The sequence below is a fragment of the Vibrio gallicus genome (genome assembly GCF_024346875.1).
Taxonomy (GTDB): Bacteria; Pseudomonadota; Gammaproteobacteria; order Enterobacterales; family Vibrionaceae; genus Vibrio; species Vibrio gallicus.
Genome location: NZ_AP024872.1, coordinates 298,837 through 321,737 on the forward strand (window position 1 = coordinate 298,837; position 22,901 = coordinate 321,737).

16 protein-coding genes are annotated in these 22,901 nt (G+C 41.5%); 7 read left to right on the top strand and 9 right to left on the bottom strand.

From position 1 onward, the window contains the following. Positions 1-90: 90 nt before the first annotated feature. Complete coding sequence (locus OCU28_RS12955) at positions 91-1,380, bottom strand: MATE family efflux transporter (RefSeq protein ID WP_261818306.1); 1,290 nt, start codon at positions 1,378-1,380, stop codon at positions 91-93. A gap of 170 nt (positions 1,381-1,550) precedes the next feature. Beyond that, positions 1,551-2,261: a FadR/GntR family transcriptional regulator gene (locus tag OCU28_RS12960; RefSeq protein WP_261818102.1), complete on the bottom strand. Its 711-nt coding sequence runs from the start codon at positions 2,259-2,261 to the stop codon at positions 1,551-1,553. A gap of 462 nt (positions 2,262-2,723) precedes the next feature. On the opposite strand from OCU28_RS12960, the gene OCU28_RS12965 reads away from it, so the two are divergent. The 3 genes from OCU28_RS12965 (at position 2,724) to OCU28_RS12975 (ending at position 6,175) form a co-directional block, all read left to right on the top strand. Next, positions 2,724-3,443 (top strand): FadR/GntR family transcriptional regulator, encoded by a 720-nt coding sequence (locus tag OCU28_RS12965; RefSeq protein ID WP_261818103.1) that lies wholly within the window; start codon positions 2,724-2,726, stop codon positions 3,441-3,443. Between the two features lie 158 nt (positions 3,444-3,601). After that, positions 3,602-5,467 carry a DUF294 nucleotidyltransferase-like domain-containing protein gene (locus OCU28_RS12970; RefSeq protein WP_261818104.1) on the top strand — a complete coding sequence of 622 codons (1,866 nt, stop codon included), beginning with the start codon at positions 3,602-3,604 and terminating at the stop codon, positions 5,465-5,467. A 3-nt stretch (positions 5,468-5,470) separates the two neighbouring features. Then, positions 5,471-6,175, top strand: coding sequence for a 3'-5' exonuclease (locus OCU28_RS12975; RefSeq protein ID WP_261818105.1), 705 nt, complete (start codon positions 5,471-5,473; stop codon positions 6,173-6,175). A gap of 64 nt (positions 6,176-6,239) precedes the next feature. Here the strand turns inward: OCU28_RS12975 and OCU28_RS12980 are convergent, their stop codons facing one another. The 7 genes from OCU28_RS12980 to OCU28_RS13010 form a co-directional block, all read right to left on the bottom strand. Further along, complete coding sequence (locus tag OCU28_RS12980; RefSeq protein WP_261818106.1) at positions 6,240-6,923, bottom strand: oligogalacturonate-specific porin KdgM family protein; 684 nt, start codon at positions 6,921-6,923, stop codon at positions 6,240-6,242. Between the two features lie 380 nt (positions 6,924-7,303). Then, positions 7,304-7,984 (bottom strand): oligogalacturonate-specific porin KdgM family protein, encoded by a 681-nt coding sequence (locus OCU28_RS12985; protein WP_261818107.1) that lies wholly within the window; start codon positions 7,982-7,984, stop codon positions 7,304-7,306. A gap of 332 nt (positions 7,985-8,316) precedes the next feature. Further along, positions 8,317-9,264, bottom strand: coding sequence for a polysaccharide lyase family 7 protein (locus OCU28_RS12990; protein ID WP_261818108.1), 948 nt, complete (start codon positions 9,262-9,264; stop codon positions 8,317-8,319). 284 nt (positions 9,265-9,548) lie between these two features. Then, positions 9,549-10,973, bottom strand: coding sequence for a polysaccharide lyase (locus tag OCU28_RS12995; protein ID WP_261818109.1), 1,425 nt, complete (start codon positions 10,971-10,973; stop codon positions 9,549-9,551). Between the two features lie 91 nt (positions 10,974-11,064). Further along, the gene (locus OCU28_RS13000) at positions 11,065-11,823 is read right to left on the bottom strand and encodes an oligogalacturonate-specific porin KdgM family protein (protein ID WP_261818110.1); all 759 of its coding nucleotides are present in this window, start codon (positions 11,821-11,823) and stop codon (positions 11,065-11,067) included. Between the two features lie 643 nt (positions 11,824-12,466). Continuing rightward, positions 12,467-14,389, bottom strand: a complete 1,923-nt coding sequence (locus tag OCU28_RS13005) for a LamG domain-containing protein (RefSeq protein WP_261818111.1) — start codon at positions 14,387-14,389, stop codon at positions 12,467-12,469. 817 nt (positions 14,390-15,206) lie between these two features. Further along, on the bottom strand, positions 15,207-15,617 hold the full coding sequence (locus tag OCU28_RS13010) for a hypothetical protein (protein WP_261818112.1): 411 nt from the start codon (positions 15,615-15,617) through the stop codon (positions 15,207-15,209). Positions 15,618-16,561: 944 nt separating this feature from the next. Between OCU28_RS13010 and OCU28_RS13015 the strand changes: the two genes are divergently transcribed. From OCU28_RS13015 to OCU28_RS13030, 4 genes are all read left to right on the top strand, one after another. After that, a complete protein-coding gene (locus OCU28_RS13015; protein WP_261818113.1) occupies positions 16,562-18,343 on the top strand; it encodes a sodium:solute symporter family transporter in 1,782 nt (593 codons plus the stop codon). 477 nt (positions 18,344-18,820) lie between these two features. Next, positions 18,821-20,608 (top strand): sodium:solute symporter family protein, encoded by a 1,788-nt coding sequence (locus tag OCU28_RS13020; protein WP_261818114.1) that lies wholly within the window; start codon positions 18,821-18,823, stop codon positions 20,606-20,608. A 191-nt stretch (positions 20,609-20,799) separates the two neighbouring features. Next, positions 20,800-22,599, top strand: coding sequence for a cation:proton antiporter (locus tag OCU28_RS13025; RefSeq protein WP_261818307.1), 1,800 nt, complete (start codon positions 20,800-20,802; stop codon positions 22,597-22,599). A gap of 89 nt (positions 22,600-22,688) precedes the next feature. After that, positions 22,689-22,889, top strand: a complete 201-nt coding sequence (locus tag OCU28_RS13030) for a DUF2986 domain-containing protein (RefSeq protein ID WP_261818115.1) — start codon at positions 22,689-22,691, stop codon at positions 22,887-22,889. Positions 22,890-22,901 lie beyond the last annotated feature (12 nt).

Genomic DNA, 22,901 nt, shown 5'->3' on the forward strand with positions numbered 1-22,901 from the left:
CGGATAGGGCATAAGCCTTATCCGGTTTTTTTATGGATTAACCAAAAGAGTGCTTATCTAGTAAGGCGTTGTAATTTGCTTATATAAGCCTTAGTCGTACATTAGTTTTTTAGCTTGCTCATGGTCAAACTCTCTAAGAGACTTGCGTGCAAGGTGTCTAAATGGAAGCATCTTAATCAGCTCTTCAAAGGGCTGGATTGCAAAAGCCCAAAATACTGAACCATCAAAATAGAGTACGATAAGAGCGCAAAGAGGAATCGAAATTATCCACTGCCCAGTAAAATTTATTTTAAATACAGCGGTAGTTTTCCCTAATGCTCTAAGAACATTGCCATGTACGGTGTTATAGCCCCGTGCTATTGGCAAGAAGACATAAAGTGGTGCTATAGCGGCAAGCGCTGCATAGGTAACAGGGTCTAGGTCTGGATAAAAGTGACCAATAAAAAGACTCAATACACCAAACAAAAGCGCGGTTATAAAAGATATGCCAATTGCGACATCGATACTTTTATCTACATTATCCACCAAGTCATCCATCTTGTTTGAGCCGATTGCTTGACTGACGGCAATGGCGGATGAAATAGACCAAGCGGTAATAAACTGGGAGCCAGAGCGAATCCAGGGGAATATTAAGGTGATGGCTACATAGGCATTAAGGGATAACTGAGAATAAATAAGTTGATACAAGGTTGCACCAATCGAAAGGATAGTGACGTTGGCCGCGATCGGAAATATCTCAAGAAAGTGGTTTTTAATACTTTTACCTAAGCTGGAAAGGTGCGGCTTTAGTGCTAAATCAAGGTCTTTCCAGCGATGCATGCAAGCATATAAATAGATTGCCCGAATAGTTATAGCAACAACACTACCAAGAGCGGCTCCTTTTACACCATGCCCTTCAAATCCCCCCCAGCCATGTATGAAAAGATAAGACAACAGGGCATTGATTGGCATCTCAATCAAATAGCCTTTAAACGGTACTTTGGTCTGTCCTGATGCATTGAATAGAGCAATGCTAATTTGAGTAACTGCGGTATATAATACCAAATATTGAGAGACCGATAGGTAGCTTAATATCTCGGCGTAAAGGGAGGTATCGTCGGTAAGTGCTTCAATAATTTGATGATTAAACAGTTGTAGCAGAATCAGGAAAAACAGGGCTACAGTAAGATTGATTATCATACCGGCCCAATACCCGCGAGCTAATGAGGCCTTCACGCCGGAACCAACTGCGCGGCTTAATACTAACTGACTGCCGTTCGCTAATGCCATCTGAATACCCATAATAAAGGCAACGATGGTGCTTGCAATCCCCATTGCGGCTAGAGAAATTTCGCCAAGCGGGGAGATCAAAAATGTGTCTATCATCAACATGGATTGCATGAGCAAAGCGTTTAACGCCAGTGGCCATGCAACCGAGATATTTTTGCGTAGAAAGGACGGGTTTGACACAAAGAACCTTAAATGAAGTTTGGGTTTTATTCAGGAGTAATGAAATTTTATCCCAAAAGTTCTATTTGTCATATTTAAACATCAGTATAAGGTGCGGTAAATTAATCTAATTGTGACAAGCGTTGATTATCATCGGCTAATAGCTTCATTGAAGCAGCTCTAGCTTGAGCAGCATTGCCTGACATTATGCCATTGTAAATTGCCTGATGTTCTTCGAGACAGAAATTACCACCGACCACAGAATCGCCAAGGAAGCGCTTAAATATTGCCGAAAGGATATTACTAAATGGGATATAAAATTGGTTGCCAGTGGCCAAAAATATCGTTTTATGAAATTCGTGGTCGTTAATTGTCCACTCGTCATAATTGATAGCGTGTGCTGCATCGGACATCTTCTGGAAGTGTTTAGATAACTCCTTGCGTTGCTCAACGGTTGCGTTGATAGCAGCTAATGCACAAGCTTCAGGCTCGATTGCTTTTCGCAGACCCAAAAATTGAGAAAGGAAAGGCTGATTGTCTTCTAAATCTTCAATCCACTCTAATAGTTGTGGATCAAGAAAATGCCATTGAGTACGAGGACAAATGCGGGTTCCAACCTTTGGTTTTGATACAATAAGCCCTTTCGCAGACAGTAACTTAGTTGATTCTCTAAGGGCTGTACGACTCACACCAAATACTTCGCACAAATCTGTTTCGCAAGGAAGCTTTTGTCCTTCATCGAGTTCGCCAGATAATATTTTGCGAGCGATTTGTCTAGCAACTTGAACGTGAATTCGACGACTAGAATCTTCGACTAATGAGAACAACGACATTGTAACCACCTAATAGTTGGGTTTTTTTGAGTACGTATACAAGTAGCTCTGCAAGTAGTGCCAACTGAAGGCGTGCTCTAAGTGTGTAGAAATGCTTATTGTATATTAATAATAACTAAGTTAATGACAGTAAATAGTAGACTTAATTAGAGAAAGACTGTCATTTGTTATAGTCGTTACATAATACAATAAGATTATATTTTAACAATGTAATTTAAGGGTTTGTCCAGTGTAATGCTTATAATTTTGAGCATTGTCACACTCGATTGCGTTAATCCTATCCACTGCGTTTTTGGTCGGTTTAACATGTAGAATTGCTGTGAAATAAACTAAAAATAATTGTAACGTACAAACAGAGCTGAAAGTCACGTTTACCTTGAGATGACATGTCCTTAATTAGTAAGGAATGCTATATTAGTTATTAGATAATATTAATAACTACAATATATAAGAAGACATACTATGTTAGGTTCTTTTAACTCAATTGCAGGTTCTAAACGCAGCTTGCATGTACAGGTCGCACGAGAAATTGCTCGCGGCGTGTTATCTGGTGATTTGGCTCAGGGGTCCATTTTACCAGGTGAGATGTCACTATGTGAGCAATTTGGTATTAGCCGTACGGCGCTACGAGAAGCAGTAAAGCTGCTTACGTCAAAAGGGTTGCTTGAGTCTAGACCTAAAGTGGGGACACGTGTGGTAGACAGAGCGTATTGGAACTTCCTAGATCCTCAACTTATTGAGTGGATGGATGGATTAGCTGATACCGATGAGTTTTGTGCGCAATTTTTAGGGCTGCGACGTGCTATTGAACCAGAAGCGTGTGCACTTGCTGCCACTTTTGCATCGGCTGAACAGCGCATCGAACTGTCAGAAACATTTCAAGAAATGGTTGATGTTGCGTCTGAGCCTGAACTGGACGTTGGTAAATGGCTTGATGTTGATATGCGTTTCCATAGCTTGATTTTTAATGCAACCGGTAACGATTTTTATCTTCCGTTCGGTAATATTTTAACCACGATGTTTATTAACTTTATCGCATACTCTTCTGAAGAGGGTAGTACCTGTATTAATGAACACCGTGAAATCTATGAAGCAATTATGGCTGGTAATGCTGATAAAGCGCGCCAAGCGTCAGCATCTCATCTGCAAGAGACTAAACACCGTTTGCCAGTTGCAAGCTAGTAAAACCGTATAAATTTAATAAAAAAGCATGCTTCGGCATGCTTTTTTATTAAAAAATTCAATTTAATTGCGTTTAGTTTGATAACAATAATCACATCTCTGTCACTAATGTATTTATTGGGTATATAATAATACATAAATAACTGGTGAGCTTAAAAATGTCAGAATCTCTATTACCGAATATTATTCAATTCATTAGTCAAATTGACCCTTTTGACAAGGTGCCAAAACCGGCGTTACGTGAGCTTGCTTCACAAGTTCAAATTACCTATTTAAGTAAGGGTGAAGAAATTGCGTTGTTTGTGGAGGGGGAAGAGAAATTTCTCTATATCGTCCGCACCGGGTCTATGGAGCAGCGTAAAGCCGATGGCGTACTTCGTGCTCGTCTTGGCCAAGAAGACTTGTTTGGTTTTACCTTTCTAGAGACAGAGATAAATACTGATGACGGATATAAAGCAATAGCCATAGAGCCTTCATTGCTGTACCTGATCCCACATTCTGCGCTGCAACAACTCTTCAAATCGTCTCCAGAAAGTGCTGAGTATTTTGCGTCCAAAGCTCAGGTGCGCCTAAAGTCAGCGTTAGATGTTGTTTGGTCGGACAAAGAGAAAGGCCTGTTTATTAAACGGGTCAAAGAAGTCGGTAGTGGGCGAGTAGCTGTGGTTCAAGCAAACCAAAGCATCCAAGCGGTTGCCCATGAGATGCGCATTGTTCAGCGTACCTCTTGTGCTGTTATTTATGATGGGGACAAATTGGTTGGTTTGATTACAGACCGTGATATGACCAAGCGCGTTATTGCATTAGGTGCTTCTATAGATCAACCCGTTTCTACGGTAATGACGTATTCGCCATTGACTATATCGCCCGACGATTTAGTACTGCATGCCGCTTCAGTAATGATGCAGTTTAATATTCGAAATCTACCGATAGTGGAAGACAATAAAGTCATTGGCTTATTAACAACTTCTCATCTGGTTCAAAACCACCGCGTACAAGCTATTTTCCTAATCGAGAAAATAAAATATGCCAATAGCGTAAACGCGCTATCTGAGTTTACCGCAGAGCGACAAGCAATATTCGAAGCCTTAGTCGAAGGTAAAGTTGCTCCCGAAATTACAGGTCAGGTTATGACCTTAATTATGGACTCCTACACCAGACGATTGATTCAGATAGCTATCGATAAACTTGGGCCACCGCCTTGTGAGTTTTCATGGATTGTTGCAGGTTCACATGCGCGTAATGAAGTGCATATGCTATCAGACCAAGATAATGCGATAGTGTTGGCTGATGATGCGACCGATAGCGATAAAATTTACTTTAAACACCTAGCTAACATTGTGTGTAATGGTTTAGCTAGCTGTGATTACCCGCTGTGTTCGGGTAATTTCATGGCCACTAACCCTAAATGGTTGCAACCTGTGGCAGTATGGAAAGAATACTATAAAAAATGGGTGGCAACTCCAGAGTATGAGCGACTATTAAACATCAGTGTTTTCTTAGAGATCCGCTCGGTGTATGGCAATAATGAGTTTGAGACTACTCTCAGAGATGCTCTGCACGCTAATATTCAAAGTAACCGACAATTCCTGCCATCATTGGTGAGAGATGCGGTGACTACTCACCCGCCTCTTGGGATATTTAATAGTCTAGTTCTTGAAAAATCGGGACAAAATACCAAAACGTTGAATATCAAGAAATATGCAATCACCTTGATTATCGATTTGGCTCGCATCTACGGGCTGGCAGTGGAAAGCGACGTGTCTGCCACCGATCAACGCTTTAGAGATGCCTACGAGAAAGGGCAACTGACAGAAGACGCCTATAAAAACATTATCGGCGCTTATGACTTTATTCTCTCATTCCGCTTTAGTCATCAACTTGAAGCATTAAAGCGTGGTGAAGAGCCGAACAATCATATTGATCCTAATAGCTTTGGTAGCTTTGAGCGTGGTCATCTAAAAGATGCCTTCCGTATTATTGCTGAGTTACAAGAGTCGGTTAAGTTAAAATTCGGAGCAAGATAAATTATGTTCTCTTATTTTCATCCAGTGGAGCACTTAAAGCGCGAACAGAAAGCTTGGAAAGAAAAAGGCATGATCCCTCAGTTGTTTGGTGATTTGGTTACGGGTATTACACCTGAAATTGCAACTACAGCATGGGAATTGGACTACATTGTTTTAGATTTTGAAACGACAGGCTTAGATAGTAAACAAGACCGAATTTTATCTATCGGCTGGGTCATTCTATCGGACCGTAAGATTGATCTTGCAAGTGCGGAGCACTATTACATAAACCAAGAGTCATTAGTTAAGCCAGAAACCGCGGTCATTAATCACATTACGCCACAGATGCTAGACGATGGGATTTCTATTCATGAGGCAATGATGGCGTTCTTTGAAGCGGCGCGAGGTAAAATAGTTGTAGCGCATGGTTGTATTGTAGAAACGCGCTTCATATTACAGTATCTAAAAGAGCACTATCACATGCCTGAGTTGCCTCTGTGGTGGGTTGATACTATGTGCATTGAAAAGAATATGGCGAAAGCGCGTCAGCAGCAAGATATTGATGTAACGCTGGCTAGTTCAAGAGCGAGGTATGGACTACCAGAATACTCATGCCATAACGCCCTTATCGATGCCGTGGCAACCGCAGAGTTACTGATGGCGCAATGTATGCGTCTTGAGCCTAAACACGACGTTCAATTTGGTTATATCTATAAACTGAGCCGTTAGAACATAGTCGAAATCACCAAAGGTCTATTTTTATAGACCTTTGGTGTTGTAGGGAGTAGGCGCTTTAGAAGCTGTAGGTTAGACCTACACGGCTACGCAGTTCGCGAGTCGCTTTATCATCACCAGTGCTTACATCACCGAACTCAACGTATGGATACCAATCACCAAACTTACGGCCAGCCGTTAGGTTTAGCTCATAGTTTTCTTCTGTGTTGTTGTAAATGTTATAACCATCCGCGTTGTAATAGTTCGCTTCAAAACCAAATTTCCAATCTGCAACAGAGTAGTTTACGTTACCCGTAATACGGTGACGGTTTTGTGTGCTGTCGCCATTGCTATAGGTCTTAATATCGTAACGATAACGAGCACTTAAGCTAAGCCCATCGACACTTTCTAGAGCGTAAGTAGCGCGCAGTTGAGGCTTATATGTCATGCCGCTTTCACGGCCTTCGATTGGCATGCCAGGCTGGATAGTCCAGTTAGTGCCATCAATCTTGTAGCGGTAGCCTAGGTCCAGTTCCCAACCGTTGTTCTTAAGATCTTGCATGAATTTTGTTTGATCTTGACCTTTGAATTTAAGCTCGCCGCTAAAGTAGAAGTTACCGATACTGTCGCCCATTTTAACGCGAGTAGAGTGGGCTTCAGTATGGCTCTTGTATTCGTGACGCACGTTAAGAGAAGCGGCGCTTACTGAAGTGGCAGCTACAGTAGTAAGTAGAGCAAGAGTAACTTTGTTTAAAGCTTTCATGGATAACCCTTATAAATCGTTGCAGGTATTAATGTATGACAAATATATTAGGGGATTCATTGCATATAAAAACGTGAGGCAGTTCACTGAAGGCTAGAGGTTTAGATTTAGATAATTATTCATATGCTATTTGATTTATATAAGTGATTGTTTTAGTTACGAAATAGCTATTGAAATCGATTGAATATAAAAATCCATCAAGGTAGGAAAGTGAGAATAAGGTTAGAGAGGCTTTAGATTTATTAACAATAGGGCGTTAGAACGACCCAGTAAAATGGTGACCTAAATCACTATTAATGTGATTGATCGCAAGGGCAGTGATAGGTGGAATGAAAAAAGGGTCACTAAGTGACCCTTGATAGAGAGATTTGATTATCAAATTAAAAGCTGTATTTAACACCTACGCGAGAGCGAAGTTGACGTTGGTGATGGGTGGTGTCTTGTACGTTACCGAACTCAACATATGGACGCCATGCCCAGTCAGATTGTTTGTAACCGATTTTCAAGTTGTAATCCCACTCATAGTCGCCATTGGTTCCCATTGACCAAGACTTGTTAAAGAAGTCTTGTGCATAGTTTGCTTCAAAACCAAATTGGAAGTTGCTGATATTATAATCTACGTTACCGGTTATCTTACTTCTGTTTTGATCGTCTTTGCCGCTGGTTTTAGCATAATCGCGGAACTCATGACGATAGCGAAGTTTGGTTGATAAGTTATTGGTAAATTTATAGCGGATACGAAGCTGTGGTTTATAGGTAATGCTATCGCTACCAAAGGTAAGTGGCATCGATGGAGTTAACGTCACTTTATCAGTTAATTTGAAGTTGTATCCATATTCAAATTCATTGTCTGCGCGAGCCCAGTTTTCAGTTGGTTTACCTTGTTGTTTAGCCTCTAAGTTAAAGTAATGATTGCCTACACTGCTGCCAATCTTAATGTGGTTAGCATACTTTTCTTGACCACTTTTATATTCTTGACGGACATCTACAGAAGCGGCGCTAACTGAAGCTGCGGCAACGGTAGTAAGGAGAGCGAGTGTGATCTTATTTATTGTTTTCATGGTCAGCAACCTTTGCTTACATTTGGAAATGTTTTGTAATGTATGACAATAATACTAAGGAAATTTAGAGGGCAGGTATGTGACCTAGATCTCTCAAAATAAGGGGTTTATAGGTTTTTTTAGATAAATATTTAGGCAGGGTGTGTTTTATGCGCTTTAAATCAGTGGCTTAGCGTGTTGCGGAGAGTTTTGAATAAATTACGACTTTATATAGATGCGTGATATAGGTCGCCTGATTTTATATGTATTAATGTAATATAAAAGACTGCTGGATATGCAATAAATTTAAAGGCGACCGAAGATCGCCTTTAAATTGCTATAAAAAATGAAGGTTATTGATGGTCAATTTCAATTTCGCTAAAGCTAACATCGAAGATTTGTCCAGATAGGGAAGTGCTTGGTTCTATTTGTGGGTAAATACCAGCCTTGAAATAGAAACCATTTGAGCTCGCGGCCCAATTTGGGTCGAGTGCATAACCACTATTCTCGATTTTTTCACCCCAAGCGAATGATTTTTTCACCCCAGCGGCCTCTAGAACAATCCCTTGCGAGTTTACCTCAATGTTGTATCGCCAGTCGGTATGTGCCGCGGCTGTACCAAGATCGACGCTAAACGACTTACAGTCATCACATATTTGATCGTTAGGTAGGAAGGTATCATTCAAGATGGCTCGGATTGGCTTATTTGCACCTTCCCACTGCAATTTAATAAGTGCTTGTTTGATTTGATGACCGTGAACCTGACCTACAATTACTTTAGGGTCTTTACCTGAGATATTTGGGTAATCTTCAATCTGCAATTGAGCTTGCAGTTGGTGGTTTGCGTTGTCTGTAACCCTCCAGTTTTGAGCTGACGCAGAGCAGATATCTGATGCATTGTAGTTGTACAGCTCTCTAAGCTCTGAGCGTGCATACTTGGTATTGGTCGTGGTAGAAATACCCTTATCGCCTAAGTCGACAATGAAATGCACGTCATCGTTATCGGCAACATAGAAATAAGGAAGAGAGGTCTGCAGTGAGAAAACATCTTTGCCATCGCATTTGCTAGGAAGCAGCTCGGTGGCGCTGTCGCGGGTTTTGAGATCTGAGCTAACGCCGTAGTATGTTTTGTAATAGGACTCACTGATAGGAAGGGTTATTTTCCACTGATTGATGTTCCAACCATTTCCTGGCTCAGGAGTTTCATTGCTTGGAGGAGAGGGCGTTGCACTATCTCCACCTGAATTGCATCCAGTCAGCATGATTGATAGCAAAACTGTAGTAATAATACTTTTCTTCATGATTAATTATTCTCATATTCTATTCACTCTAGATAAAGGTGAATATTTGTTGTGCAAATTTTGCTCTAGTCTGAATCTAGAGGCTGATACCAGATTTGAATAAAAGTTGTATTGAATGTGTATTCTAAATTGAGTTTAACGGTTCGAATATTAATGGGGCGAAAGCTAGAGTAGAAAAAGCCATAACACAGTGTTATGGCTTTAATTCGGATTAACTCATCGGTAATTATTTAATAAACTAACCGATAGCAGTGTTAAACGTTGCTTAGAAAATGACTTGGGTCTTATTCTTGAACAATTGCGTTGTAACCGCTTTTATCGTAATCAGTAGTGCTTGGATCAGCACCTAAGTCAGTACCTACAGCGAAGCCTTCAAAATCGTCTTTGTGAAGCTCTGTTGTACCTGCTGTATCAGAATATAGAGCTAGATTATCAACATCAACAGTACCACCATTGGTTACTGTATCTGAATTACCTGTACCAACTTGAACTGCAACATATCGTGTAGAAACGTTTGTCTGCGTGATTCTTCGCTCATATTCGCCTACCAAATTACCATTAAGGTAGAGATTGTAATTGTCACCTGAGTTAGTATTCCAATCTACAGTAAGCTTATTCCATTGGTCAGTATCAATTGTTGTCCCGTTGATTTCCGTCCATGTGTTTGTTGTTTCTGGTCGATGATAAACTCTGCCATCTTCTCTTAAACGAACAGAAATAATTTGCCCTACATCGCTTAATTGGCTATCGACACCGAAGACAGTGAATACCGCACTTTGGTCGGAATCATTTCTAATATAAACCGATGCTTTACCTTGTTCGTGAATACGCTGACTGTTTCCTAAAGAGTAACGGACTTCAGCTGCATCATCTACCTGTGCATCATGGTCATGCAGAGCAACATATTTTCCTGATGGTGTGTCAAGGTTGTCGCCTTCGCCGCCACCAGTACCTAAGATCATAACGTCGTTCACGGTACTATACAGAGAACTTGTTAGGTCATCACCAACGCCATATTGGTTGAAATCATCTTCAAATATCAATTCGTTGTTTGATTCGTCACCTTTAAAGATCATCAAGTTATCAGCTAATAGTTCGAAGTTTGAACGGGTACTTTGATCGCCAACCTTCAATGAAATGCGGTCAACGGCTGTACCTTGCTGTCTAGCTTCGTAAGTACCTAAATCTTGGCCATCGATAGAAAAGCTGACGTCGTTCTCAGTCCAGCTTACTAGAGCTTTAAACTCTTTACCTGGTGTAAATGAACCTATAGGGCCAGTTTGGCTACCGCTTGAGTCCCTATAATTAATTCTGCCATCAGTAAGAAAAATTAAGTCACCACGAAGATCTGCATTGTTAGGGCCACCGGCATGAACTTGGATGTACCCTGCTTTATCATCACCATCATTAATAGCAGAGTTATCTTGGAAAGTTAGGTCTACTGTTAGATAACCAACTGAAATGCCATCAACGTCCGTCTCAGATTTAGGATCAGATAGGATGAAACTTAAAAAACCTGTATCTGCATCTGTGCTGTCTTGAATCTGAACATAGTTTTCTGCATTTTCTACTGGAGGTAAACCACCGCCACCGCCAGTACCGCCACCAGTACCACCAGTGGCATTGTTCTCACTGCCCACATCAAAGTCACAGCCGAACAAAAAAGCTGATGAAATCGCTACAGCGATAGCTGTTTTAGAAATTTTCATAATATTCTCTCTTATAATTTGTTGCTAAGGCCAGACGTTGGAACTGTAGGGCCTAAAGTCTGACCATTTTTATCTATTAGAATTTGGTAACTTAGAATGAGTAAGATACGCCAATACGTGTTCTTAGCTGGCGGTCATCACTGGTTGAACCTGAGTCTTTAACGTTCCATAGCTCTACGTATGGACGGATATCGCCAAACTTGTAACCGAAAAATACACCTAGATCCCAGTTTTGGTTGGTGTTGTTATAAAGGCGAACGTCATCGTAGTTGGTGATGTAGTTTCCTTCATATGCTAAATACACGTTCTTCAAAGCAGGGTTTGAGAATTTGTACGAACCTGTAAGTGTCCATTTGCCTTCTTGGAAGGTTTTACCTTGTGAAGCAACACTGGTTCCGTCTACAAGAGTACGGGTACCGTTGTCATCGCTATTTGAGTACTCTCTAAATTCGTGACGGTAACGAAGGGCAGTAGTTAGACCAAAGCTCGCTTTATAACCAACACGTAATTGTGGTTTATATGTCGTTCTTTCATGACCAAATGTAATTGGCATACCTGGTTGGATATACCACTGTTTGTTTAGTTCGTAGCGAATACCCCAATCAAATTCAGAATCTCCGCGAGTTGTTTGTTTCCAAAAGTCTTGTGTGTTGCTGCTTTGGAATTTTTGCTCAACGCTAAAGGACAGTTTTGTTTTGTCTGCAATGTTTACTGACTCACCAACTTTCACGCGTTGTGCATAAGTTTCTTCACTGTGTTTGTATTCTGCGCGGTAGTTTAGAGAACCAGCGCTAACTGAGCCTGCGAAAAGGGAGGCGGCCACTAATAATGCGATTTTATTATTTTTCATGGGATTTAGTTTCTCTTTAGGTGGTCGGGATGTTTGCCTTAATGTATGACAAATAGTCTATGGGAATGAGTTGTTAGAAACTGTGACGAAGGTAAAAATTACAATTTAGATGTGGGTTTTATAAAAAGAAATGAGAGCGAGATCGCTGAATTACGTGCTGGTTTAAAGGGAATACTATGCATTAATTATGTTTTTTTAGAAAAACATAGGTTGTTTGTGATTAATATTTAGATGTTTGCTCGCCGCATTGACCTTTAATGGCCGCAGGTTTCAAGGGTATGGGGCTGTATTGGCTAATGTGAGAACTACTTTATAATCAAATGCTGGTGGCATATTTAATTGCATGTTTTGATATGTTGATTCGAACCGCACTTTGTTTGTGCGACGATATAACATAGTAATGTCAGATTTGATTATATGCATCATTATGTATGATGTATTTGCAAATAACAGTTATGAATTATCAATGAGTAATCATACAAGTTCATATATAAAGAGGGCGTATAATTTATATGCTATTTATGCAGTGCCAGCTTAAGTTAGTGCAAATCTATGAGTGTGTTTGGAGTAAATCGTTAAAAAGCCATAGCGAGAGCTATGGCTTTAGAGTTAGCAGATGTTTATTGGTGGGGTTGTATATAAGTTAGTTAATGGTCTCTAAACCAAATTCTGCAGCTCGCTCAGCAACTTGATCAGCAGTTAGCGCTACATCCCAAAGTGCAATGTTATCTGCAAAACCGTTGAAGTTTTTATCTGAAGATGTTGAACCACCTAACATGGAAACATAATCTTCGGCATTGCCATTAACCAGAGGAGTACAGCCAAGGTCTTTGGTTGTTAGTTCCTCACCATTAATGTAAAGCTTAACTTGGCTGGCTGAACTATCGTAAACAGCCATCAAATGCTGCCACTGATCATTTGCCATAGCAAGACCACTGGTTTTCGCTTCACTGTTAGAGTCCCCACAATACATCTTCATCTTGATTGCATTTAGGTTAGCAGCGGTGGCGTCATCGCCTTCGATATAGAATTTGAAACCTGTTTCCCAATCAGCGTTGTCAGAGTCTTTGTCATAGTATTCAAACAGTGACACATCATCGCCGTAATATGTGCTGTCTAGACGTTGGGTCTGTTTTATTACAGCCTCAACAGAGAACGAACCTGTGATAGATTGTGCTCCGCTCGGAGAAGACACTTTTAAGTAAGAGAAAGCCGCATCTTGGTCTAGATAACCTGCAGTATCGCTTGTTCCGTCAGCACCCGCAGCGCTAGTGAATTGGGCATCAGTACCATTAATAGAAATATCGTTTGCGGCCGAACCTGAATCAGAAAGGCTTGCAGCTGAGAATTGGTATTGATTAATAGGTGCAGGGAAGTCACTCGGATCTACCGGAGTATCATCTTCTGCTTCATCGGACTCCTCAGGTGCCGCTTCACCGGTTGCATTCACAACAACCGCTTCTGAGCTATTGCTATTATATGGATCACCCGAAAGGCTTTGACCGATAGCATAGCCATCAAAGTTGTCATCAAATACGAGTTCTTCATTTGCTCCGTCAATGTTATAAACCTTGAAGTTGTCTGCGAGTAACTCAAAGTGTGTTGTATTGCTGTTATCACCCATCTTTAATGCGATAACTTGTATCGGGGTGTTGTCTGCTGCGTATTTGAAAGGACCATATGCTGTGCTGTTGACAGAAAATGAATACTCATCATTACCCCATTCAATTTCAACGGCTAGGTCTTCACCCAATGTATAGGTACCAATTGCAGCAGATAATTGTGGTTTCCCATCTACTATCGTGTTTGAGCGATAAAAAATTTCACCATTGTTAAATACAGCTTCACCATATAGTTGAGCATTACCGGTGCCTGATGCGTAAAGAGTGATATAAGCATTGTTGCCATTGTCATCTTCAGCTTGTTGGGTGTCGGCATGTTTTTGATAGATTAAATCCACCGTGACCTTACCGCTAGCAATCTGATCTACGGCTACACCGGTTGAAGAATCAGCCAGTTTCAAGCGCAGTTCACCGGTGTCATCGTCCTTAGTATCTAGGATCTGAACGAGGTTATTAAAGCCTGCAGCTGAATTTGCCGCTTCAACCGCAGCTTTTATACTTGCATTGGTGGTTTTATCTGTACCGGTTAAAGTGCCAAACGAGGTTTCATCAATAGTCAACACACCCTCTACGACCGTATAGGTACCAGTAACTTCAGTCTCAGCACCACTTGCATCGTAGTAAGTAAAGGTTACGGTGCCCGCTTCTATATTGTCTGTATATGGAGTTGTTTTAATTTCATAGATACCACGTGTTGCATCATCGTCGTAATACCTTTGATTGGTGCCATCAAATACATACACATTGGGTAGATCAACTGATCGCGTTGATGCCGCAGATGCAGATGATGCGTCCCCAATATCCCAATATGCGCCAGATAGGGGAGATGCCGGTGTTGAAGTGTTTGTTGTGCCGCCATCAGCGTCGGGACCGACATCAAAATCACAACCAAATAAAAAACCACAAGATAGGGCTACTGCTAACGCTGTCTTAGAAACTTCCATATTACTCTCTCACGTTTGGTTTACTTGTATGACACCGAATTTACTACGGTAGTCATTGCTTAAACTATTAGGCTCTTACTTGCCGATGAACCATGGTCAACCGCCAACTTACCCTTATCCATTTGGGTAATTGACATGATGTATGACAAATAGTTTATGTTAACGATTCGTTACAAAGTGTGATGCAGGTACAATTTGGCGTTAAGCGGCCGAGAGCATAAAAAAAGTGAGCTAGCTCCCACAAGATTGCAATATTAGATTTGCTGTTTTAGGATTTTAGTACTTAACTTTGTCCTTTTTTATGTTTCTTGGTCTTTTTACGAAGGGGATTTGGGGTTAAATTTGTATTTCAACCCTAATTTGTAACCTATTATTGCGCCGCCTATTTGATTTAGGTAGGTACTTTTGTTTAAGTAAAGGGAAGAAAACACTCAGTACCAAGCTATAAAACAATACAATATATGAATGCTTGTGGTGTGATCTGATATGCAGTTGTAATACAAGCAAGATAAGTCGAAGGCGGGTTTGTTGTTGCAGCTGTTATGGTTTTTGTGTTGGTCACAGCTCAATGTCTTGAATGGAGCATGGTAGATGAACAAGTAGCAGGAGGCAGGTGCATTACTAGCTAAAATAGCGGTGGATGGGCCTAAGATAAGGTATCAATGTACAGTTTAGCGCTTTGAGACACACCCATAAAAAAATCCAAGTGCATTAATTACACTTGGATCTTGATTCCTCCAATCAGGAGGAGGAGCAACTGAGCAATTTTATGAAAGGCTCAATATTACCGTCAGTCGCTCTCTATAAGATAACGCGATTACTCAGAAGCTTGAGCTTCTAGGTTTGCACAGTTGAATAGTACAGCATCAATATCGTTAGATGAGTTGTACATACCCATAAAGCCTGATTCACTTACAGTGTCACGATTGATGTAGTTTGCACCCGCTTTTTCAGCTTGAGCAACAAAGTAATCATCAGACAGCTTAATTGCGTCATAAGCTGAAGGGCCAGTGTGAATGAAACCGAAGTAAGTTTTATAGTTCGGGTTGAACGACACTTTAGAAACTTCAGTACATTGCTGTGCATCACTAGGGGCTTGATAGGTAAGTTGTACGGTAGCACCAGAGTTTGTTTCAACAGTTTTTGGGCTTGGTAGTACAGCGGCACAACCAGAAAGAATAAGTGCGCCAGTAGCCATCATGGCAAGTTTTAGTTTGGTGTTTTTCATAGTATTTATCCCTAGTTGGATGATGGGAGAACTATGGCATATCAAGTATTTAATCGGTAGTGACGTAAATGGTAACTTAAGTTGAATGTTATATGCATATTTGCAGTCGTTACTTGTTTTACTTGTGATGTTACGTTCAATTGTATGGCAATAATCCAGAATCGATAGAGCTGTGTCGTCGTTTTTTTTGGCTTGTAGGTTAGTGCTATTTTGGTGATGTTGGCGTATTTTGTCGCCTAAGAACGCACTTATCAGTGACTTTAAAGTAAGGTGCGTAAATTTATGTTTTACTTTTGCTTGTAATACAATATACTTAGTCATGTTTTGCGGATATGAGTCACGTTTCGTGTTTGTAGCGCAAAGCATTTAATAGAATTATTGCTCCATAATTATAAATCTACACCTGAGTAAGCCCCTTCTTTTTTACTCAGGTCGGAATAACACCGGTCTTGTCCCTATGCATATTGCACGTGCATAGGGATTTTTTTTGCTTGGGATTCGGTGATCCAAACTCAAATCAAAGCCTTTAATCCTAAGTGGTTTATCAAATATCAGTGGACTTGATTGTAGGGCGCGCTGTGAAAGTCAACAAAACCGTTAAGTAATTAAGTAGTATTATTGCTTTGAAATGTGTCTTTTGTAACGTATCTAAACAGATATCTAGCTAATGCGTGTTGTACATTTATTAGCACAGATATGGGCTGACATTGTGTTTGCTCCCTTATTCCATAAGCCTATATAAACACTTACTTACACCTATCAATGTTTTATAACTATTTATGGCAATTTATGGCGCTTTTTGCTGTTGATCACTTGTCTGAGTTAATGTTTGGCAACTCTTGAGCCATGGGTCACATTTATGAGTTATTGTAATACAAAAGCCTAGGGTTCCTGTTTAGACTGAGCTGGATTTGAAATAATTTTTTACAGTTTAAGGTAATGCAATGGATCTCAATACTATAATTGTTGGCATCTACTTCCTATTCTTGATTGCGATAGGTTGGATGTTTAGAACGTTTACAAGCACTACTAGTGATTACTTCCGTGGCGGCGGTAATATGCTTTGGTGGATGGTTGGTGCAACTGCGTTTATGACTCAGTTCTCAGCTTGGACATTTACTGGTGCTGCTGGTAAGGCATATAACGATGGTTTTGCAGTAGCAATCATCTTCCTGGCAAACGCATTTGGCTACTTCATGAACTTTGCGTACTTTGCGCCTAAGTTCCGCCAACTACGCGTTGTAACTGTAATTGAAGCTATTCGTATGCGCTTTGGTGCAGCGAACGAGCAAGTATTTACTTGGTCTTCAATGCCTAACAGTGTTGTATCTGCAGGTGTTTGGCTTAACGCACTAGCAATCATCGCTTCAGGTATCTTCGGTTTCGACATGACGATGACCATCTGGATTACAGGTTTGGTTGTATTAGGTATGTCTGTAACCGGCGGCTCATGGGCGGTAATCGCATCTGACTTCATGCAGATGGTTATCATCATGGCAGTAACGGTTACTTGTGCGGTAGTTGCTGTTGTTCAAGGTGGCGGTGTTGGTGAAATCATCAATAACTTCCCTGTAGGCGACACGGGTTCTTTCGTAGCGGGTAACAACCTTAACTACCTAAGCATCTTCAGCATCTGGGCATTCTTCATCTTTGTTAAGCAGTTCTCTATTACGAACAACATGCTTAACTCTTACCGTTACCTAGCGGCAAAAGATTCTAAGAACGCTAAGAAAGCGGCACTTCTTGCATGTGTACTTATGTTTGGTGGTGTATTCATCTGGTTCATGCCTTCTTGGTACATCGCAGGTCAAGGTGTAGACCTATCAGCGGCTTACCCAGATGCAGGTTCTAAAGCAGGTGACTTCGCTTACCTATACTTTGTACAAGAATACATGCCAGCAGGTATGGTTGGTCTACTTGTAGCGGCAATGTTCGCAGCAACAATGTCTTCTATGGACTCTGGTCTAAACCGTAACTCAGGTATCTTTGTTAAGAACTTCTACGAAACAGTTGTTCGTAAAGGTAAAGCTTCAGAGAAAGAGCTAGTAACCGTATCGAAGATCACTTCTACTGTATTCGGTATCTTGATTATCCTTATCGCACAGTTCATCAACTCACTTAAGGGTCTGAGCTTGTTCGATACAATGATGTACGTTGGTGCCCTAATCGGCTTCCCAATGACTATCCCTGCATTCCTTGGCTTCTTCATCAAGAAGACTCCAGACTGGGCAGGTTGGGGTACACTAATCGTTGGTGGTATCGTTTCTTACGTAGTAGGTTTCGTTATCAATGCTGACATGGTATCTCACGCATTTGGTCTAGAAGAGCTAACTAAACGTGAATGGTCTGATGTTAAGGTTGCTATCGGTCTTATCGGTCACATCGTATTCACAGGTGGTTTCTTCATCGCTTCTACTCTGTTCTACAAGCCTCTAACTGCAGAGCGTCAAGCAGACGTAGACAAGTTCTTCGGTAACCTATCAACGCCTCTAGTTGCAGAGTCTGTTGCACAGCAAAAACTGGACAACAAACAACGTGAAATGCTGGGTAAACTAATCGCGGTAGCAGGTGTTGGCGTAATGTTGATGTCGTTCCTACCTAACCCAATGTGGGGACGCGGTGTGTTCATCTTGTGCGGCCTTATCGTCGGCGGGGTTGGTATGCTGTTAGTTAAAGCTGTTGATGATTCAGTTGAGAATCTTCAAGAGAGCGCAGTAGCTAAGTAATTGTTAAATTAAACAATTCTATATAGAGCGGGCCTTGAGCCCGCTTTTTGTATGTTTGGGGTTTGATAAACCTTACTCGCCATCCCATCAAAGATGTAAGGCGCTTTGCTTACTCAATCGTTAATGTCTTATTTCCTTTCTTTGAATCTTTTTAGGCTTAAGTAATACAATAGTTAAGCCTTGAATCGCGCTTTAGTAGCCAATAAATACCTCGCTGCACCTTTGTGGTTTGTCTAATAAATTAACGAGCAGGTAAAGCTTTGTTTCGTTATGTAAATAGATATTTCTACTAGGCGAGAGTGCGAGTCTACTCACCTCAGCTAATGTTAGACCTAGATCACTTGTATGATTTTTTCATGAATATCATGCGTGCTACTTGTCACATTTAAACCTTATGGTAGTACAAGTTAGTGGCGGTTGTGGTTAAACTTTTTTGCATATACACAAGGCCTCAATCTTACAAACAAAGGTTTAACGATGGATCTCAATATAATAATTGTCGGTATCTATTTCCTATTCTTGATTGCAATAGGATGGATGTTTAGAACGTTTACAAGTACCACTAGTGACTACTTCCGTGGGGGCGGTAGCATGCTATGGTGGATGGTTGGTGCGACTGCGTTTATGACTCAGTTTAGTGCTTGGACATTTACCGGTGCTGCTGGTAAAGCATACAGCGATGGCTTTGCCGTTGCAGTAATCTTCCTTGCTAACGCATTCGGTTACTTCATGAACTACGCTTATTTTGCGCCTAAGTTCCGTCAGCTACGTGTTGTTACGGTTATTGAAGCAATTCGTATGCGTTTTGGTAAGGTGAACGAGCAAGTATTTACTTGGTCTGGCATGCCTAACTCAGTGGTATCAGCAGGTGTTTGGTTGAACGCTCTGGCAATCATTGCTTCAGGTATCTTCGGTTTTGATATGAACACCACCATTATCGCAACGGGTCTTGTGGTTCTGGTTATGTCAGTAACAGGTGGCTCATGGGCGGTAATCGCATCTGACTTTATGCAGATGGTTATCATCATGGCAGTAACCATTACTTGTGCTGTTGTTGCTATCATGCAAGGTGGCGGCGTTGGTGAAATTATCACTAACTTCCCAACCGATGAAGGCGCATCGTTTGTTTCTGGTAACAACCTTAATTATCTAAGCATCTTCGGTATCTGGGCGTTCTTCATCTTCGTTAAACAGTTCAGCATTACCAACAACATGCTTAACTCTTATCGTTACCTAGCGGCTAAAGATTCAAAGAATGCTAAAAAAGCAGCACTACTTGCTTGCATTCTTATGACTATGGGTCCACTAATTTGGTTCATGCCTTCGTGGTTTATCGCAGGTCAAGGTGTTGATCTTGCCTCTATCTACCCTGAAGCAGGCTCTAAAGCTGGTGACTTTGCTTACCTATACTTTGTACGTGAGTTCATGCCAGCAGGTATGGTGGGTCTACTGATTGCCGCAATGTTTGCCGCTACCATGTCTTCTATGGATTCAGGTCTAAACCGTAACTCAGGTATCTTTGTTAAGAACTTCTACGAACCAATTCTACGTCCAAATGCGACAGAGAAAGAGCTAGTAGTTGTGTCTAAGCTGACTTCTACCTTCTTCGGTATTGCGATTATCCTTGTGGCACTGTTCATCAACTCTCTAAAAGGTCTAAGCCTTTTCGATACCATGATGTACGTTGGTGCCCTAATTGGCTTCCCAATGACAATTCCAGCATTCTGCGGCTTCTTTATCAAGAAGACTCCAGACTGGGCAGGTTGGGGTACGCTAGTGGTCGGCGCTATCGTTTCTTACTACGTTGGTTTTGTAATCACCGCAGACATGGTTCAGAACTGGTTCGGCCTTGAGCAACTAACTGGCCGTGAGTGGTCTGATATCAAAGTCGCAATTGGTCTAATTGGTCACATTGTATTTACGGGCGGTTTCTTCATCCTATCTACATTGTTCTACAAGCCACTTCCAGCACATCGTCAAGCAGACGTAGACAAGTTCTTTGGTAACCTAGAGACGCCACTGGTTTCTGAATCTACAGCGCAGAAGAAACTGGATAACAAACAACGTCAAATGCTAGGCAAACTAATCGCGACTGCGGGTCTAGGTATCATGGCAATGTTCTTCTTACCAAATGACTTTGGTCCAAGCCTAATCTTCGTACTTTGTGGTGTGATTGTAGGTGGTGTTGGTGTACTTCTAATGAGAGCAGTAGATGCCTCTGTAGAAGACGAAACAGAAACACCAGTTGAAGAGGCTAAAGCGTAAATACTTCTTTAACTCATCTTTAAAATGCGAGCCTTCGGGCTCGCATTTTTTTTACCTGAACGTTTTTGCAAGAGAGGTCATTGCTTGGTTGTGTTTGGGTAACAATGGTTGTTGCTGGTATAAGCTCTTGAATGGTCTAACTTATAAGGTAGGTTTGAACTTAGCATAGTGTCGAGGCTCATTTGGAAGAAATGGCAGCGTTAGGGATTGCCCTAGTGGGATTGTTGGGCCTAGCATGTCAGTGGCTGGCATGGCGGATGAAGTTACCTGCGATTTTATTTCTATTGATCGTGGGGATTTTGGCAGGCCCTGTGACTGGTTTCCTTAATCCGCAACAGATCCTGGGGGAGCAGTTCTTCGCGTTAGTTTCTTTGGCTGTGGCGGTGATCCTATTTGAGGGCAGTCTTACCTTAAATTTTTCTGAGATAAAGGGGGTAAATAAGACGGTATGGAGCATAGTCTCTATCGGCGCGTTAGTGTCATGGGTGATAACCAGCTGCGCTACGCATTATCTGTTGGGGTTTGATTGGTCTATGGCGCTGTTGTTTGGCAGCTTAACCGTTGTTACTGGGCCCACAGTGATAGTGCCCTTGCTACGCACCGTACGCCCTAAAGCAAAGTTAGCCAATATTTTACGCTGGGAAGGGATCTTAATTGACCCTCTTGGCGCGCTGTTTGTGGTGATGGTCTATGAATTTATTGTAAGTAGCAGTTCACTACACAGCTTGCATGTATTTGCGTTGATCTTGGCTGTAGGCTTTGGGCTTGGAATTGCTGCGGGTGTTGCAACTGCGTATGCCATTCGTCATAGATTGTTACCTGAGTATCTACAGCCATTTGCGGTATTAGTGCTGGTCTTAGGGGTGTTTGCGATCTCAAACCACATAGAGTCCGAGTCTGGTCTGTTAACGGTTACCGTTATGGGGATGTGGCTGGCTAACGCGAAAGAGGTTGATATTAGAAATATTCTCCACTTTAAAGAAAACCTGACCATCATGTTTATTACGGGGCTGTTTATTTTACTGGCAGCGCGCATTGAATTAGACGATTTTAGCACTCTTGGCATCAGCGCTGTGGTGTTGTTTGTGGTGATACAGTTAGTGTCGCGCCCGTTGTCGATCTTTATTTCCACTTTAGGTAGCAGTTTGAGCTTTAAGGAGAAGCTGTTCCTATCGTGGGTAGCACCGAGAGGGATTGTGGCCGCTTCGGTTTCGGCGCTGTTTGCTATCAAGTTGCATCAAATTGGCGTTGAAGAGGCGAAGCTGTTAGTACCTTTGATCTTTATGGTGATTATTGGCACCGTTGTACTTCAAAGCGGTACGGCACGTCCTTTAGCTAGGATACTTGGTGTTGCTGAGCCTGCACCAAGCGGTTTTTTGATCATCGGCGCTAACGATGTTGCTCGAAGTTTAGCTCTAGCCCTTAAAAAATATGACTGCCGAGTGATAGTTACTGATTCTAACTGGGATTACATAAGCCAGGCCAAGATGGCAGGGCTTGAGTTCTATTATGGCAATCCGACTTCTTCTCATGCAGAAGAATACCTTAATTTGATCGGCGTGGGGCATGTCGCGGCGGTTACACCAGATAAACACTTTAATATTATGTCGTGTATGCAGTACTTATCTGACTACGGTTCTTTGCGGGTATTTTGTTTAAAAGACAAAAACAGTAATGGCAACAAGCATATGGTAGGTAACAGCGGTTTTGGTCAAGTGCTGTTTGATGGGAAACACAGTTTTAAAAAGTTGGCGAGCCTCATTAATCAAGGGGCGGAGATAAAGCATACTCGGTTGAGCGATAGCTTCACCTATCATGACTATCTTGAGCAGTATAAGGATTCGCTGGTGCAGACCTTATTTGTGGTATCTACCCAAAACCGTATCACAATTGTGGGTGAGGGGCAGGATCTTGCTCCACAAGAAGGTGAAATGGTGGTCTCGTTGATTAAAAAGATATGGAGTGGCAATAATGATCGCCGAGCAGGTTGAATAAGGCAGTTAGATCTAGGTGTATTGAGTGAACTTTGATAGTATTCTCGCCTTTAGTTTTAGGGTCGTTGACCTAATGAGTAAACAATATGAATCGCAAAAAGCGTATTAATGAAACCTTAAAATCGCGCCAAAAGAGAAAGAACGCTAAGCTGCATAAAAGCAGTAAGCCTCGCTATATCTCCAAAGCAGAGCGTGAAAAATTGGCGCAAGAACAAGCTCTAACTAGTGACGGATCAGAAAACACCGAATCTAAGCCAGATACTGAAGCACAAGCAGCAGAGCTATAATCACAGCGTTAA

Bases quoted from the DNA above. Each gene is read 5' to 3' on its own strand.
- OCU28_RS12955 (WP_261818306.1), bottom strand. From the start codon at position 1,380: ATGCAATCCATGTTGATGATAGACACATTTTTGATCTCCCCGCTTGGC.
- OCU28_RS12960 (WP_261818102.1), bottom strand. From the start codon at position 2,261: ATGTCGTTGTTCTCATTAGTCGAAGATTCTAGTCGTCGAATTCACGTT.
- OCU28_RS12965 (WP_261818103.1), top strand. From the start codon at position 2,724: ATGTTAGGTTCTTTTAACTCAATTGCAGGTTCTAAACGCAGCTTGCAT.
- OCU28_RS12970 (WP_261818104.1), top strand. From the start codon at position 3,602: ATGTCAGAATCTCTATTACCGAATATTATTCAATTCATTAGTCAAATT.
- OCU28_RS12975 (WP_261818105.1), top strand. From the start codon at position 5,471: ATGTTCTCTTATTTTCATCCAGTGGAGCACTTAAAGCGCGAACAGAAA.
- OCU28_RS12980 (WP_261818106.1), bottom strand. From the start codon at position 6,923: ATGAAAGCTTTAAACAAAGTTACTCTTGCTCTACTTACTACTGTAGCT.
- OCU28_RS12985 (WP_261818107.1), bottom strand. From the start codon at position 7,984: ATGAAAACAATAAATAAGATCACACTCGCTCTCCTTACTACCGTTGCC.
- OCU28_RS12990 (WP_261818108.1), bottom strand. From the start codon at position 9,264: ATGAAGAAAAGTATTATTACTACAGTTTTGCTATCAATCATGCTGACT.
- OCU28_RS12995 (WP_261818109.1), bottom strand. From the start codon at position 10,973: ATGAAAATTTCTAAAACAGCTATCGCTGTAGCGATTTCATCAGCTTTT.
- OCU28_RS13000 (WP_261818110.1), bottom strand. From the start codon at position 11,823: ATGAAAAATAATAAAATCGCATTATTAGTGGCCGCCTCCCTTTTCGCA.
- OCU28_RS13005 (WP_261818111.1), bottom strand. From the start codon at position 14,389: ATGGAAGTTTCTAAGACAGCGTTAGCAGTAGCCCTATCTTGTGGTTTT.
- OCU28_RS13010 (WP_261818112.1), bottom strand. From the start codon at position 15,617: ATGAAAAACACCAAACTAAAACTTGCCATGATGGCTACTGGCGCACTT.
- OCU28_RS13015 (WP_261818113.1), top strand. From the start codon at position 16,562: ATGGATCTCAATACTATAATTGTTGGCATCTACTTCCTATTCTTGATT.
- OCU28_RS13020 (WP_261818114.1), top strand. From the start codon at position 18,821: ATGGATCTCAATATAATAATTGTCGGTATCTATTTCCTATTCTTGATT.
- OCU28_RS13025 (WP_261818307.1), top strand. From the start codon at position 20,800: ATGGCAGCGTTAGGGATTGCCCTAGTGGGATTGTTGGGCCTAGCATGT.
- OCU28_RS13030 (WP_261818115.1), top strand. From the start codon at position 22,689: ATGAATCGCAAAAAGCGTATTAATGAAACCTTAAAATCGCGCCAAAAG.